The sequence below is a fragment of the Microbacterium sp. genome, assembly GCF_035554235.1.
Classification (GTDB): Bacteria; Actinomycetota; Actinomycetes; order Actinomycetales; family Microbacteriaceae; genus Microbacterium.
Map to the genome: position 1 here is coordinate 1 of NZ_DATMIO010000105.1, position 13,564 is coordinate 13,564.

The 13,564-nt window shown below is 69.3% G+C and carries 15 protein-coding genes and 2 tRNA genes; 14 read left to right on the forward strand and 3 right to left on the reverse strand.

Going from position 1 to position 13,564, the window contains the following annotated elements; all coding sequences use genetic code 11:
- The 7 genes from VNT50_RS05220 to VNT50_RS05250 form a co-directional block, all read left to right on the forward strand.
- The coding region (locus VNT50_RS05220; RefSeq protein WP_325484045.1) for a ferrochelatase at positions 1-361 on the forward strand (361 nt) is incomplete at its 5' end.
- Positions 362-371: 10 nt separating this feature from the next.
- The gene (locus VNT50_RS05225) at positions 372-908 is read left to right on the forward strand and encodes a ribose-5-phosphate isomerase (protein WP_325484046.1); all 537 of its coding nucleotides are present in this window, start codon (positions 372-374) and stop codon (positions 906-908) included.
- Entirely contained in the window at positions 908-1,951 is a 1,044-nt protein-coding gene (locus tag VNT50_RS05230) for an Fpg/Nei family DNA glycosylase (protein ID WP_325484047.1), read from the forward strand. The genes VNT50_RS05225 and VNT50_RS05230 overlap by 1 nt, the downstream gene beginning before the upstream one ends.
- 45 nt (positions 1,952-1,996) lie before the next feature.
- Positions 1,997-2,692, forward strand: a complete 696-nt coding sequence (locus tag VNT50_RS05235; protein ID WP_325484048.1) for an FMN-binding negative transcriptional regulator — start codon at positions 1,997-1,999, stop codon at positions 2,690-2,692.
- Positions 2,689-4,194 carry an amidohydrolase gene (locus VNT50_RS05240; RefSeq protein ID WP_325484049.1) on the forward strand — a complete coding sequence of 502 codons (1,506 nt, stop codon included), beginning with the start codon at positions 2,689-2,691 and terminating at the stop codon, positions 4,192-4,194. The genes VNT50_RS05235 and VNT50_RS05240 overlap by 4 nt, the downstream gene beginning before the upstream one ends.
- 74 nt (positions 4,195-4,268) lie before the next feature.
- The gene (locus VNT50_RS05245) at positions 4,269-5,729 is read left to right on the forward strand and encodes a sensor histidine kinase (RefSeq protein WP_325484050.1); all 1,461 of its coding nucleotides are present in this window, start codon (positions 4,269-4,271) and stop codon (positions 5,727-5,729) included.
- A 29-nt stretch (positions 5,730-5,758) separates the two neighbouring features.
- Positions 5,759-6,421, forward strand: coding sequence for a response regulator transcription factor (locus VNT50_RS05250; RefSeq protein ID WP_325484051.1), 663 nt, complete (start codon positions 5,759-5,761; stop codon positions 6,419-6,421).
- Positions 6,422-6,507: 86 nt separating this feature from the next.
- Here the strand turns inward: VNT50_RS05250 and VNT50_RS05255 are convergent, their stop codons facing one another.
- Positions 6,508-6,993, reverse strand: a complete 486-nt coding sequence (locus VNT50_RS05255) for a Dps family protein (protein ID WP_325484052.1) — start codon at positions 6,991-6,993, stop codon at positions 6,508-6,510.
- A 142-nt stretch (positions 6,994-7,135) separates the two neighbouring features.
- On the opposite strand from VNT50_RS05255, the gene VNT50_RS05260 reads away from it, so the two are divergent.
- Positions 7,136-7,678 carry a gamma carbonic anhydrase family protein gene (locus VNT50_RS05260; protein WP_325484053.1) on the forward strand — a complete coding sequence of 181 codons (543 nt, stop codon included), beginning with the start codon at positions 7,136-7,138 and terminating at the stop codon, positions 7,676-7,678.
- 73 nt (positions 7,679-7,751) lie between these two features.
- Positions 7,752-8,135, forward strand: a complete 384-nt coding sequence (locus tag VNT50_RS05265) for an A1S_2505 family phage non-structural protein (protein WP_325484054.1) — start codon at positions 7,752-7,754, stop codon at positions 8,133-8,135.
- Here VNT50_RS05265 and VNT50_RS05270 read toward each other — a convergent pair.
- Both VNT50_RS05270 and VNT50_RS05275 read right to left on the reverse strand, forming a co-directional pair.
- Complete coding sequence (locus tag VNT50_RS05270) at positions 8,132-9,064, reverse strand: alpha/beta fold hydrolase (protein ID WP_325484055.1); 933 nt, start codon at positions 9,062-9,064, stop codon at positions 8,132-8,134. The genes VNT50_RS05265 and VNT50_RS05270 overlap by 4 nt on opposite strands.
- 215 nt (positions 9,065-9,279) lie before the next feature.
- Positions 9,280-9,353, reverse strand: a tRNA-Gly gene (locus VNT50_RS05275).
- Between the two features lie 244 nt (positions 9,354-9,597).
- Here VNT50_RS05275 and VNT50_RS05280 point away from each other — a divergent pair.
- The 5 genes from VNT50_RS05280 to clpX form a co-directional block, all read left to right on the forward strand.
- Positions 9,598-9,671: transfer RNA gene (locus VNT50_RS05280), tRNA-Pro, on the forward strand.
- Positions 9,672-9,757: 86 nt separating this feature from the next.
- Positions 9,758-11,182 (forward strand): trigger factor, encoded by a 1,425-nt coding sequence (gene tig / locus VNT50_RS05285; RefSeq protein ID WP_325484056.1) that lies wholly within the window; start codon positions 9,758-9,760, stop codon positions 11,180-11,182.
- A gap of 154 nt (positions 11,183-11,336) precedes the next feature.
- Complete coding sequence (locus VNT50_RS05290; RefSeq protein ID WP_325484057.1) at positions 11,337-11,924, forward strand: ATP-dependent Clp protease proteolytic subunit; 588 nt, start codon at positions 11,337-11,339, stop codon at positions 11,922-11,924.
- A 29-nt stretch (positions 11,925-11,953) separates the two neighbouring features.
- A complete protein-coding gene (locus VNT50_RS05295) occupies positions 11,954-12,652 on the forward strand; it encodes an ATP-dependent Clp protease proteolytic subunit (protein ID WP_325484058.1) in 699 nt (232 codons plus the stop codon).
- A 159-nt stretch (positions 12,653-12,811) separates the two neighbouring features.
- A partial coding sequence (gene clpX / locus VNT50_RS05300; protein WP_325484059.1) for an ATP-dependent Clp protease ATP-binding subunit ClpX occupies positions 12,812-13,564 on the forward strand: 753 nt, incomplete at its 3' end.

Consider the following 13,564-nt stretch of genomic DNA (forward strand, 5'->3'; position numbering starts at 1 on the left):
GCTCGAGCCCGACGTATGCGACGTCATCGAAGCCCTCCCGTCCGCCGGCGCCGAGGCGGTCGCGATCGTACCGCTCGGTTTCGTGTCGGACCACATGGAAGTGCTGTGGGATCTCGACACCGAAGCGATGGATGCCGCGGCGGAGGCGGGCCTTCAGGCCGTGCGGACGCCCACCCCCGGCATCGATCCCGTCTACGTCTCCGGACTCGTGGACCTCATCGAGGAGCGCCTGCGGGGAACGCCTGCCACGGCCCGCCCGCACGAGACGTCGCTGGGGCCATGGTTCGACGTCTGCCGACCCGGCTGCTGCGAGAACATCCGAGCGGGTTTCAAGCCCGCCGCGTCCGGTCTCGCTCCCTAGGATTGTGATCATGCGCATCCACATCGCGACCGATCACGCCGGCCTCGAATTCTCCACCCAGCTGCAGCACCACTTGAGCGACCAGGGCCACGAGGTCATCGACCACGGTCCCCTCGCGTACGAGCCGCTGGATGACTACCCGAGCTTCTGCATCCGCGCGGCGCAGGCCGTCGCGCGCGACCAGGCCGCCGGCATCGACGCCCTGGGCGTCGTCTTCGGCGGTTCGGGCAACGGGGAGCAGATCGCGGCGAACAAGGTGCGTGGCGTCCGCGCCGCCCTCGTGTGGAGCATCGCCACGGCCGAACTGGCCCGCGAGCACAACGACGCGAACGTGATCGCGATCGGTGCGCGCCAGCACACCTTCGAGGAGGCCGCGTCCTTCATCGACCGCTTCGTCGAGACCCCGTTCTCCCACGACGAGCGGCACGTGCGGCGCATCGCGCAGATCGGTGCGTACGAGATCGACGGCTCCCTCGAGCCCGACCCCCGGGTCACGTGGCCGACGGGCGGGGAATCGGCCGACGCCTTCGACCCCGAGGCAGGCTGATGCCCGAAGGGCATTCCGTTCACCGCATCGCCCGACAGTTCGATCGCAACTACGTCGGCCGCGCGGTGTCGGCGAGCAGCCCGCAGGGGCGGTTCGTCGAGGGAGCCGACGTGATCCACGGGCGCGAGGCGACCTCGGTGCGTGCCGTCGGCAAGCAGATGTTCCTCGAGTTCGACGGCGACGTGTGGCTCCGGGTGCACCTCGGCATGTACGGCGCATGGGATTTCGCCGGCGAGATCCTCGTCGATCCGACGATCGCGTCGGCGAACGGGCGGATGGGTCAGACGAATCAGCGCGGCACCGTGTTCGATGCACCTGAGCTCGATCCCCCTGAGCTCGATCCCGCTGTGCTCGCTGGTCGTGTGTTCGACGGGGCGGGGGAGAACTCGCTGACCTCGATCGGCGCCCCGCGACGCGCGCGTGTGCACGTGCGGATGTCGGAGCAGACGACGGGTCTGGCCGATGACGGGATGCAGTGGCCCCCGCCGGTGGTCGGCCAGGTCCGGCTGCGCCTCATGACCGACATCACCGCGGCCGACCTGCGGGGACCCACCGCATGCCAGCTGCAGACCCCCGACGAGGTGCTCGCGACGATCGCCAAGCTGGGGCCCGACCCGCTCGTCGGCGACGTGGCCGAGGGCGAGGAGCGTTTCGTGCGGGTGGTGCGCCGCAAGCCCACCCCCATCGGCCTGCTGCTCATGGACCAGTCGGTCATCAGCGGCATCGGCAACGTCTACCGCGCCGAGCTGCTCTACCGCGCGCTCCTCGATCCGCACACGCCGGGGCGCGACGTGCCCGAGGAGCTCGTGCGGGCGCTGTGGCTCGATTGGGTGCGCCTGCTCGAGATCGGCGTCGAGACCGGCCAGATGATGACGATGGACGACCTCGATCCCGCGGCCTATCGTGCCGCGATGGCAAGCCGCGACGACCGCCACTGGGTGTATCACCGGGCCGGACTGCCGTGCCGCGTGTGCGGCACCGAGATCGTGCTCGAGGAGATGGGCGCACGCAAGCTGTACTGGTGTCCCTCCTGCCAGCGGTGACGCTGACCGCGTGCCAGCGGTCCCCCCGCGAAATAGGCTGAAGGCATGCGCCAGAACCCGAGCTTCGCCATGACGGATGTCGCGGAGCTGCGTCGCCTGATCGAGGGGAATCCATGGATGACCCTCGTCAGCCAAACCCCCGACGGCCTCGTCGCGTCGCACTACGCCGTGCTGCTCGACGACGACCGCGACGACCTCACGATCGTGGGTCACGTCGGCAAGCCCGACGATATGATCCACGGACTCGGCGAACGCGAACTGCTCGTCATTGTGCAGGGTCCGCACGGGTACATCTCGCCCGGCTGGTACGGCGACGTGCAGAGCGTTCCGACGTGGAACTTCGTCTCGGCGCACCTCAGCGGCGTGCCCGAGATCCTCTCGCCGGAGGAGAACCTGCGGGTGCTCGATCGGCTCGTCGCCCGGTTCGAGGGGAGGATGCCGGAGCCCCGTCTGATGTGGGAGCGCCCGAACGACCCCGCCTTCGTCGAACGCCTCGAGCGCGGGACGGTGGGCTTCCGCCTGACGCCGACGCGCGTTGTCGCAAAGCGCAAGCTCAGCCAGAACAAGGCGCCCGAGGTCGTCGAGACCGTGATCGCAGAGCTGAGCGGTGACGGACCGTACGCGAACCCCGGCCTCGCGGCCGAGATGCGTCGCGCCAGGGGTGCGATGGACGCGGCTGCGATGGACACTGCTGCGATGGACACGGCTGCGATGGACAGCGCCCCGATGGACCGGGCGTGACGGCTCGGGGCGACGTCGTCGGCACGATCCTGAACGCCCGGATCGCCGGCGCGGGTCAGGAGTTGCTGCCGACCGACGGTCCGTTCGATGTCCACCTCGACGGCGGACGCATCGCCGACATCGCGCCCGCGGGGGCGATGCGCGCGCGCGGCGACACGCTCGACGCGGAGGGGTCGTGGCTGATCCCGGGCCTGTGGGACCACCACGTGCACGTCGTGCAGTGGTCGCTCGCCTCCCAGCGGCAGCCGCTCGGCCAGGCCCAGTCGGCCGCGCACGCGGCCCGGATCATGGGCGGGGCCACGGTGCTCGCCGACGGGCGCCGCGTCGGCACAGGATTCCGCGATGCGCTGTGGCTCGACATCCCGTCCCTCGAGCTCCTCGATGCGGCCACCGGCGACATCCCTACCTACCTGATCAACGCCGACGTGCACAGCGTCTGGCTCAACAGCGCGGCGCTGCGCCGTGAAGGCCACGCGATCGACGGCATCGGGATGCTGCGCGAGGCTCAGGCATTCGAGATCTCGCGCCGTCTCAACGCCGTCGACCCGATCGCCGGCGACCGCCTCGTCTCGGCGATGGCGGCGGATGCGGCATCCCGCGGCGTCGTGGGAATCGTCGATCTCGACATGGCGTGGAATGAGGACGCCTGGGCGCGCCGCCTCGCCGGCGGCTTCGACGCGCTGCGCGTCGAGTTCGGCATCTACCCCGAGTTCCTCGACCGGGCGATCGCCGAGGGCCTGCGCACCGGCGACCTCGCGCGCGGCACGACCTCGGAGCTCGCCGCGGTGGGTCCGCTCAAGGTCATCACCGACGGGTCGCTCGGCACGCGAACCGCCGCGTGCTCGCACCCGTACCCCGGCGACCCGCGAAACCATGGACTGCTGAACGTGCCGCCCGAGGCGCTGGTCGAGCTCATGACGAGAGCGACCGGAGCCGGCCTCGGCTGCGCCATCCACGCGATCGGCGACGTCGCCAACTCCCACGCCCTCGACGCGTTCGCCCTCACGGGAGCGACCGGAACGATCGAGCATGCGCAGCTCGTCGCGCACGCCGACATCCCGCGCTTCGCGCGTTTGGGGGTGGGGGCGAGCGTGCAGCCCGAGCACGCCATCGACGACCGTGATCTGACCGATGCGATCTGGGCCGGTCAGACCGCGCTGCCCTACCCGCTTCGCGCCCTCGCCGATTCGGGTGCGGCACTGCTCTTCGGCTCCGACGCACCCGTCTCTCCGCTCGACCCGTGGGCCGCCGTCGCGGCCGCGGTCTTCCGCACGCGGGACGGACGCGAGCCCTGGCGCCCCGACCAGCGCCTCGACCTCGTCACCGCCCTGGCGGCCTCCACACACGGCGGATCTGGGGAGCGCGCAGCGCGCATCGAGCCGGGCCGCGTCGCCGACCTCGCCCTCTGCGAGTCCGATCCGGCGCGGGCCACAGAGCCCGAGCTCCGCGCGATGCGCGTCGCGGCGACGATGCTCGGCGGCCGCCTCACGCACCTGGCCTGAGGGGGGACAACCCCCGCCCTGTTCCGGACGAGTGCCGGATGCCGGTCGGCGGCCGGTCTCGCGAGGCTGTATGCATGCCTGACACTCTGATATCCACGAACAAGAGCCCGATGACCCCCATGACGACTGAGCCGACGCCCGCTGCCCCCGCATCGGCGACGCCCGCTGCCCCCGCGTCGGCGACGCCGCCGGGCACTGTGCCCTCCTACGGCACGCTGTGGAAGAGAACGCCGGGCAGCGCCGTCTACCTTCTCGCGATCTTCGTGGTCGCGATGGTGTCGGTGAGCGTCCTCGCGGCGCTGCTCTGGACGGGGGTCGGGCTTCTGGTCCTCGTCATCGGCCTGCCCATCGTCGTCGGCACTCTGCTCGTCGCGCGCGGTTTCGGCGTCGCCGACCGTTACCTTCTGCGGCTGACCGGACGAGAACCCGTGCAGGAACCCGCGTGGAACCGCGACCGCGAAGACGCGCCGGGTTTCTGGATGACTCTCACGCTGCCCCTCCGCAACGGCCACTACTGGCTCTACCTCGTGCACGGCATGATCGTGAGTCCTATCGTCAGCACGATCACGTTCGCCATCACCGTCGCGTGGCTCAGCGTCAGCCTCGGCGGGCTGACCTACTGGTTCTGGGGCATGTTCATCCCGAACGGCGACAACGGAGCGGCGCTGTGGGGCGACAACGTCGCCGAGGCCCTCCCGTGGGTGTTCGGTGGGCTTCCGCCGGAGGGCGTGGAGATCGTGCTCTACCTGATCGCGGGCATCGTCTGCGCCGTGACGCTGCCGTGGGTCCTCAACGGGCTGGCCTGGGTGCACCATTCCCTGGCCAAGGGGATGCTCGGCCCCTGGCGCTCGGATGCGCTCGTCCAGGAGGTGCGGGCCGAGGCCGCCGCTCGCGGTGCGGCCGTGCACGCCGAAGGTGTCTCCCTGCGCCGCCTCGAGCGCGACATCCATGACGGCCCCCAGCAGCGACTCGTGCGCCTGCAGCTGGATCTCGCCGCCCTCGAGCGCCGCGCCGAAGCCGGCGATACCGACTCCGCCGCGCGGCTCGCGCAGGAGGCCCGCGGCCAGGCGAAAGCCGCCCTCGACGAGTTGCGCGCCCTCTCCAGCGGGGTCGCTCCGCCGCTCCTCCAGGATCGGGGTCTGGCCGCCGCGCTGTCGGCCCTCGCGGCCGAGAACGCCCTCCCGGTGACTGCGGAAGTCGACCCTGGCGTCGATTCCGCGGTGGGACCGGAGGTGGCGCGCAACGTGTACTTCATCGTCGCCGAGCTCCTCACGAACGCCGTCAAGCACTCCGGTGCGAGCGGGATCGCCCTCAGGGCGGCCATCCGGCCGGGGTCGCCGTCGACACCGGCGATGCTCGATGTCTGGGTGGTCGACAACGGCACCGGCGGAGCGCACATGAGCGCGGGCCATGGACTCGAGGGCCTTCGCGACCGCGTGCACGGACTTCGCGGCGTGCTCGTCGTCGAGAGCCCGCTGGGCGGCCCGACGACCGTCGGAGCCCACATCCCGCTGGTTCCGGCGGGGGCGGCGTGAGGGGCTCGAGCGGCGCCTACTCTGGGGGAATGACTGCGCCCGGCCATCCCCTGCGGGTCGTCCTCGTCGAAGACTCGCTGCTGCTCCGCGAGGGGCTGGTTCGCCTCTTCGACGAGGCAGGTTATGTGACGGCCGGCGCGTTCGGTGACGCCGACGACATCGTCGCCCGCGTCCAGGGGGTGATGGCGGATGTCGCGATCCTCGACGTGCGCCTCCCGCCCGACTTCCGCGACGAGGGCATCCGCGCGGCGCTGCGCCTGCGCGCCCAGCTGCCCGCCGTCGGCATCCTGGTTCTCAGCCAGTACGTGGAGGGCGTCTACGCGCGGGAGCTCCTCGCCGGAGGAGACGGCGGCATCGGCTACCTCCTGAAGGATCGGGTCACCTCCCTCGACGAGTTCACGGATGCGGTGCGCCGGGTGCACGAGGGTGGCACGGTTCTCGATCCGCTCGTCGTCAAGCAGCTCATCGCCGCGCGCCCGGATCCGGTCGCCGCCCTCACGCCCCGCGAGCGCGACGTGCTCGAGCTCATGGCCGAGGGCCGCAGCAACGGCACGATCGCCGCACGCCTGTTCATCGGGGTCGGTGCGGTGGAGAAGAACGTCAGCTCGATCTTCCAGAAGCTCGGCCTCGAGGAGTCCGGCACCGATCACCGGCGCGTTCTCGCCGTGCTGGCGTACCTCCAGCACGGCTGACGCCGGCTTGACGCGACGAAGCCCCCGGGGATCCCTGGGGGCTTCGTCGTGAGATCTCGATACGGTCGCGAGGCGACCTACTGCATCTACTCGCTCACGTGGGCGAAGAGGAACCAGCGGTCCTTCTCGAGGCCGCGCATGATCTCGATGACGACATCCTGGCTCGTCAGGTCGATCTCGTCGAGGCCGTCGATCGCAGCCTTGACGTCGACGAGGATCGCGTCGATGTCGGCGATCACGTCGCGGACCAGTTCGTCCGACTTGGTGAAGCCGGCGGGAACCTCGGTCGCCTTCGCCTTCGCGGCCACGCTCTGGACGCGCGCATCGATCGGCAGGCCGAGGGCGACGATGCGCTCCGCGGCAGTGTCGGCCCACTCGCCCGCGTGGGCGACGATCGTGTCGAGCAGCTCGTGCACGCCCACGAAGTTCGCTCCACGCACGTGCCAGTGCGCCTGCTTGCCGTTGACGGTCAGCGCCTGCAGACCGAGCACGACGGGGGAGAGGAACTGCGCTGCCCCCGCGGCGACGGTGGGGTCGCTGACGGAAGTGGAAATGGTCTGTGACTTGCTCATGTGTCGTCCTCCGAGTGCGTCGGTCATGAATTCTGAGTGCAACGCTACTCACGCTGAGGCATTCCGCAAGCAAGCTGAGGCTGGGCTTACAGCCGCCCCGCACCCGCCCACGGCACCGGATTCCTGGCGCTAGGGTCTGATCATGACCATCGCCGCCGACGCCTCCGTCCTTGCGCTCGAGGGCGCTGCCCCCGACCTGCACCCCGCGGCGTTCGTCGCCTCGGGGGCGCGAGTCATCGGTGCCGTGACCATCGCCGAGGGCGCGAGCATCTGGTACAACGCCGTGCTGCGCGCGGACGGCGACCGGATCTCGCTGGGCGCGGGCAGCAATATCCAGGACAACGTGTCGGTCCATGTCGACAGCGGGTCCCCGGTTGTCATCGGCGAGAACGTCTCCGTCGGCCACAACGCGGTCGTGCACGGCTGCACGATCGGCGACGGCTCGCTCATCGGCATGGGCAGCGTCGTGCTCTCGGGCGCGGTGATCGGCGAGGGCTGCCTCATCGCCGGGGGCGCGGTCGTGCTCGAGGGTGCCGTGATCCCGCCTGGCTCCCTCGTGGCCGGTGTGCCCGGAAAGGTGCGCCGCCAGCTCACCGACGACGAGCGGGACGGTATCCTGCGCAACGCCGAGGCCTATCGCGCGCACAGCGGCCGGCACCTCGGCGCCACGCCGGTGAGTCACTGAGAAGGCCGGTCGCGCTCGTCGCGGGCGTCGGAGGACGCTCGAACTCGTTGTGACATCGGCGTACCCTGCCGGCATGCGCATCGAATCGCTCGAACCCGGCGAGATCTTCGTCTTCGGCTCCAACGCGTCCGGCGCGCACGGGGCGGGGGCGGCGGCGACCGCCGTCGAACGCTTCGGTGCCGTCTGGGGTCAGGGCGACGGGCTGCAGGGGCAGTCGTACGGCATCGACACGATGAGCGGAGCGGCGACGATGGGGGAGTCCGTCGAGCGGTTCCTGTCGTTCGCCGCGCGGCATCCTGAACTGCGCTTCCTCGTCACGGAGATCGGTTGCGGCATCGCAGGCTACACGCCCGAGCAGGTCGCACCGCTCTTTCGCGGGTCGCCCGAGAACGTCGTGCTGCCCGAGCGGTTCCGCGCCGTGCTGGAGGGCGGCCTTGTGGACGGAGACGTGTCCTAGTCGGTCTTCGCCGGCGGGTGGTACGTTCCCCGGTGGATCTCGTACACGCTGGCGTGGCCGGGGGAGTCGGGGTCATCGACGATCGGCAGATCGTCCATGAAGAGCCGGATGACGTTCGAGAGCTCGCCCGGATGGCTGTAGTTGATGGCGTGCGCCGCATTCTCGATCCGCACGACCAGCACGTGGTTGTCGGTCTGTGCGGCGACCTCCTGCACCCGCGCAGGCCCGGGCAGGAGCGGATCGCGATCGCCGAGCACCACGAGGGTCGGGATGTGCAGGGCGAGGAGGCGCGCCAGCGTCGGGTACTGGGTGAGCGCCCTGAACATCTTGAAGGTGCTCGAGACTCCGAACCGGAGATAGTCGGGAGTCGCCACCGTGACCATCTTGCGCGGTTCCCGCCCGCCGTCTCTGGCGAGCTGCCCCACCGCCCGCCGCAGCGGCTGGTTGAAGATGCCGCCGGCCGGGGAGACGAGAACGGCCCGGTCGATGCGCTCCGGGTAGTGGTACGCGAACTCGCAGATGACGGGGCATCCCATCGAGTTGCCGACCAGCGTCGCGCGCTCGATCCCCTTCGCGTCGAGGAAGCGGGCGGCGGCGTGCGCCAAATCGGGCACGTCCAGCAGGGCGCCGGCTTTGGCGCTCCGACCGAAGCCCGGCAGATCGGGCACGAGGGTGTGGAACTCGTCGGCCAGCACCTGCGCCGTCGGGAGCAGATATCGACCGGACAGCCCGAACCCGTGCACGTGCAGCATCACGCGCGCCCCCGGCCGCGGCTCGTCGGATTCGCGGTAGAACACATTGAACCCGTCGACCGTCGTGTACCGCTCCGCCAGGGCTGAGGCCGGTTTCCGGGGCAGCCTGGGCGACTTGTGCGGCTTGGGCGTTTTCGCACGGTGCCTGCTCGATGCCGCGGAACTCCTCGCCATCATCCGGTCCCCCTCGAACGGCCTTCACCCGCCGTGCTCACGGGTGCACGATATGAACCTATCGCTGTGGGCCGAAGTCCACCATCGCCCCGGCGTTCGCGACGAGGCATGACCCGAGCTGTGCTCGTTGACCACGCGCACCGCGAGCTCGAGCGCCCCGCGAGACGGCCGGCGGCGCGCTGCTCGATCCGAGCCGGAGGGCACGTGCGAAGGGAATATGGAGGGGATGACGGGAATCGAACCCGCACCATCAGTTTGGAAGACTGAGGCTCTACCATTGAGCTACATCCCCGCAGCGGCAGGCCGCGGCATCCACAATCTTATGGCATGACCCGACCCTCCCTCGGACGGCCCGCACGAACTTCGGAGAATGCGACGAGGTTCGGCGCGACCGGGATCGGAGTTCCGAAGTAGGCGACATTCTCCGAAGTTGGTCACGGCGCGGGCACGATGGCGGATGTCGCAACGCTCCGATGCGCGTCGGCTAGACTCTGGGGGGCTGTTTGTGCCTGCGCGTGCGCACGGACACCACCACCCGGGGCGTAGCTCAGCTTGGTAGAGCGCCCGCTTTGGGAGCGGGAGGCCGCAGGTTCAAATCCTGTCGCCCCGACGGCACGGCCTGAAGAAAACCACCCCAAGACCTTTCCCCCGGCCGCGTCGTGCGTGCCGGGAAAACATCGAGGAGAACGAACAAGCATGGTGAACAGCACCGTCGAGACGCTCACCCCCACGCGGGTCAAGCTGCACATCACGGTCACCCCCGACGACCTCAAGCCGAGCATCGCGCACGCCTACGAGCACATCGCGCAGGACATCCAGATCCCCGGCTTCCGCAAGGGCAAGGTCCCGGCGCCGATCATCGACCAGCGCGTCGGCCGCGGCGCCGTCATCGAGCATGCCGTCAACGAGGGACTCGACACGTTCTTCCGTGCCGCCGTCGCCGAGCACGACGTGAAGGTCATCGGGCGCCCGTCTGCCGACATCGTCGAGTGGCCCAATGAGAAGGACTTCTCGGGCGACCTGCTGGTCGACGTCGAGGTCGACGTGCGTCCCGAGTTCGAGCTGCCCGCCTACGAGGGCATCACTCTCACGGTCGACGCCGTGGAGGTCGACGAGGCCGCGATCGACGAAGAGCTCGACCGTCTGCGTGCCCGCTTCGGCACGCTCGTCACGGTCGACCGCCCCGCCGCCAACGGTGACTTCGTCGAGCTCGACCTCGTCGCCACGATCGGGGGCAACGAGATCGACCGCGCCGACGGCGTGTCGTACGAGCTCGGCTCGGGCGAGCTGCTCGAGGGCATCGACGAGGCCATCGACTCGCTGACCGCGGGGGAGGAGACCACGTTCCGCTCGAAGCTCGTCGGCGGCGACCACGCCGGCGAAGAGGCCGAGGTCACCGTCGCGGTCAAGGCGGTCAAGGAGCGCGAGCTTCCCGAGGCCGATGACGACTTCGCCCAGATCGCGAGCGAGTTCGACACCATCGCCGAGCTGCGCGAGAGCCTGCGCGAGCGCGTCGCCCAGCAGTCGACCTTCACGCAGGGCTCCGCCGCGCGCGACAAGCTCGTGGATGCGCTGCTCGAGCAGGTCGACATTCCCGTGCCGCCGCAGCTCATCGAGGACGAGGTGCGCAACCACCTCGAGGGCGAGGGCCGCCTCGAAGACGACGCGCACCGCGCCGAGGTGACCGAGGCGAGCGAGAAGCAGTTCCGCACGCAGCTCGTGCTCGACGCCGTGGCCGAGCAGGCCAAGGTGCAGGTCTCGCAGGACGAGCTCACGCAGTACCTCGTGCAGTCGGCCGCCCAGTACGGCATGGCGCCGCAGGAGTTCGTCGAGACGCTGCAGCAGAACAACCAGCTGCCCGCCCTCGTCGGTGAGGTCGCCCGCAACAAGGCGCTCGCCGTCGCCCTGAGCCGCGTGAACGTCGTCGACACCAATGGCGCTCCCGTCGACCTCGCCGGCTTCGTCGCCATCGAGGACGAGGCGGCCGCGGAAGAGGACGTCGTCGCCGAGGCGGAGGAGATCGCGGATGCCGCGGCCGAATCCGACGCCGTCGCCGAGCCCGCCGCCGAGGACGAGGCCGAGGCGAAGCCCGCCAAGAAGGCCGCGCCGAAGAAGAAGTAGTCGCCGCACGGCGAAGCGCGAAGGGGTGGATGCCGCGGCATCCACCCCTTTTCTGCTTCACCGCGCCACGAATCTATGCCCACGGCGAACACGGCCGGGCGCCGCGATCCCCGCCGGTAGATTCGATCCAGACGTACAACGAAACGGAGCAAAGATGGCCGAACCCCTGGTCGCAACGAGTGTCTTTGACAGGTTGCTGAGAGACCGCATCATCTGGCTGGGCTCGGAGGTGCGCGACGACAACGCCAACGAGATCTGCGCGAAGATCCTCCTGCTCGCCGCCGAGGACCAAGAGAAGGACATCTTCCTCTACATCAACTCGCCCGGAGGCTCGATCACGGCCGGCATGGCGATCTACGACACCATGCAGTTCGTGCCGAACGACATCGTGACCGTCGGCATCGGCATGGCCGCCTCGATGGGACAGCTTCTGCTCACGAGCGGCACGAAGGGCAAGCGCTACATCACGCCCAACGCCCGCGTTCTGCTGCACCAGCCGCACGGCGGCTTCGGCGGCACCTCGAGCGACATCCAGACGCAGGCGCAGCTCATCGTCTCGATGAAGAACCGCCTCGCCGAGATCACCGCGGCGCAGACGGGAAAGCCCGTCGAGCAGATCAACGAGGACGGCGACCGTGACCGCTGGTTCACGGCCCAGGAGGCGCTCGAGTACGGGTTCGTCGACCACATCCGCGAGCACGCCCTCGACGTCGTCGGCGGCGCCGGCACGACCGCGAGCTGACCGAAGGCGAAAGAGAGAGAATCCCGAGAATGAACATCCCCACCTTCGGTACCGCCGCGAGCGGACTGGCGAACGGCGGCGTGGCCCACCAGGGCGTGCAGACCCCCGGATCGCGCTACATCCTGCCCCAGTTCGAGGAGCGCACGGCATACGGCTACAAGCGTCAAGATCCCTACAACAAGCTCTTCGAGGATCGCGTCATCTTCCTCGGTGTGCAGGTGGATGACGCGTCCGCCGACGACGTCATGGCTCAGCTGCTCGTGCTCGAGAGCCAGGACCCCGACCGCGACATCATCATGTACATCAACTCGCCCGGCGGCTCCTTCACGGCCATGACGGCGATCTACGACACGATGCAGTATGTCTCGCCCCAGATCCAGACGGTCGTGCTGGGTCAGGCGGCGTCCGCGGCGGCGGTGCTCCTCGCTGCTGGAGCGCCCGGGAAGCGGCTCGCGCTGCCCAACGCCCGCATCCTGATCCACCAGCCCGCCATGGGTGAAGCGGGTCACGGGCAGGCCTCCGACATCGAGATCCAGGCGGCCGAGATTCTCCGCATGCGCACGTGGCTCGAGTCGACGCTCGCGAAGCACTCGAACCGCACCGCCGAGCAGGTCAACCGCGACATCGACCGCGACAAGATCCTCGGCGCCGAAGAGGCCGTCGAGTACGGCCTCGTCGACCAGGTGCTGACGACGCGCAAGCGCCTGCCCGCCGCACTGACGAAGTAGCAACTGCCGGATGCCTCGGCCCGCCCTTTCGCGAGGGCGCGGGCCGGGGCATTCTGCTTGCAGCGTGTCCCTTCACAAGTCCGCCGAAATACCGACCTATGTCGTGCCCAGCGATTAGGCTCGAACCACTCCCAGCCGGGGACCACGAGGAGGAAGCACATGGCTCGCATCGGTGAGAGCGCCGACCTGTTCAAGTGCTCCTTCTGCGGAAAGAGCCAGAAGCAGGTCCAGCAGCTGATCGCCGGTCCTGGCGTCTACATCTGCGACGAGTGCGTCGAGCTCTGCAACGAGATCATCGAAGAGCGCATGGCCGAATCGGCCACGGGCGTCGTCTCCGACTTCGATCTGCCGAAGCCGCGCGAGATCTTCGCGTTCCTCGAGGAGTACGTGGTCGGGCAGGAAGACGCCAAGCGCGCGCTGTCGGTCGCGGTCTACAACCACTACAAGCGCATCCGCGCCCACGGCACGATCCAGAGCGCCGAGCAGCGCGCGGACGAGATCGAGATCGCCAAGAGCAACATCCTCCTCATCGGGCCCACCGGCTGTGGCAAGACCTATCTCGCCCAGACCCTCGCGAAGCGCCTCAACGTGCCCTTCGCCGTCGCCGACGCGACCGCCCTCACCGAGGCGGGCTACGTCGGAGAGGATGTCGAGAACATCCTCCTCAAGCTGATCCAAGCGGCCGACTACGACGTCAAGAAGGCCGAGACCGGCATCATCTACATCGACGAGGTCGACAAGATCTCGCGCAAGAGCGAGAACCCCTCGATCACCCGCGACGTGTCGGGCGAGGGCGTGCAGCAAGCTCTCCTGAAGATCCTGGAGGGCACCGTCGCCTCCGTCCCGCCGCAGGGCGGTCGCAAGCACCCCCACCAGGACTTTTTGCAGATCGACACCAAGAACGTCCTGTTC

Bases quoted from the DNA above. Each gene is read 5' to 3' on its own strand.
- VNT50_RS05250 (WP_325484051.1), top strand. From the start codon at position 5,759: ATGACTGCGCCCGGCCATCCCCTGCGGGTCGTCCTCGTCGAAGACTCG.
- VNT50_RS05230 (WP_325484047.1), top strand. From the start codon at position 908: ATGCCCGAAGGGCATTCCGTTCACCGCATCGCCCGACAGTTCGATCGC.
- VNT50_RS05225 (WP_325484046.1), top strand. From the start codon at position 372: ATGCGCATCCACATCGCGACCGATCACGCCGGCCTCGAATTCTCCACC.
- VNT50_RS05245 (WP_325484050.1), top strand. From the start codon at position 4,269: ATGCCTGACACTCTGATATCCACGAACAAGAGCCCGATGACCCCCATG.
- VNT50_RS05260 (WP_325484053.1), top strand. From the start codon at position 7,136: ATGACCATCGCCGCCGACGCCTCCGTCCTTGCGCTCGAGGGCGCTGCC.
- tig (WP_325484056.1), top strand. From the start codon at position 9,758: ATGGTGAACAGCACCGTCGAGACGCTCACCCCCACGCGGGTCAAGCTG.
- VNT50_RS05290 (WP_325484057.1), top strand. From the start codon at position 11,337: ATGGCCGAACCCCTGGTCGCAACGAGTGTCTTTGACAGGTTGCTGAGA.
- VNT50_RS05265 (WP_325484054.1), top strand. From the start codon at position 7,752: ATGCGCATCGAATCGCTCGAACCCGGCGAGATCTTCGTCTTCGGCTCC.
- VNT50_RS05235 (WP_325484048.1), top strand. From the start codon at position 1,997: ATGCGCCAGAACCCGAGCTTCGCCATGACGGATGTCGCGGAGCTGCGT.
- VNT50_RS05295 (WP_325484058.1), top strand. From the start codon at position 11,954: ATGAACATCCCCACCTTCGGTACCGCCGCGAGCGGACTGGCGAACGGC.
- VNT50_RS05255 (WP_325484052.1), bottom strand. From the start codon at position 6,993: ATGAGCAAGTCACAGACCATTTCCACTTCCGTCAGCGACCCCACCGTC.
- VNT50_RS05270 (WP_325484055.1), bottom strand. From the start codon at position 9,064: ATGATGGCGAGGAGTTCCGCGGCATCGAGCAGGCACCGTGCGAAAACG.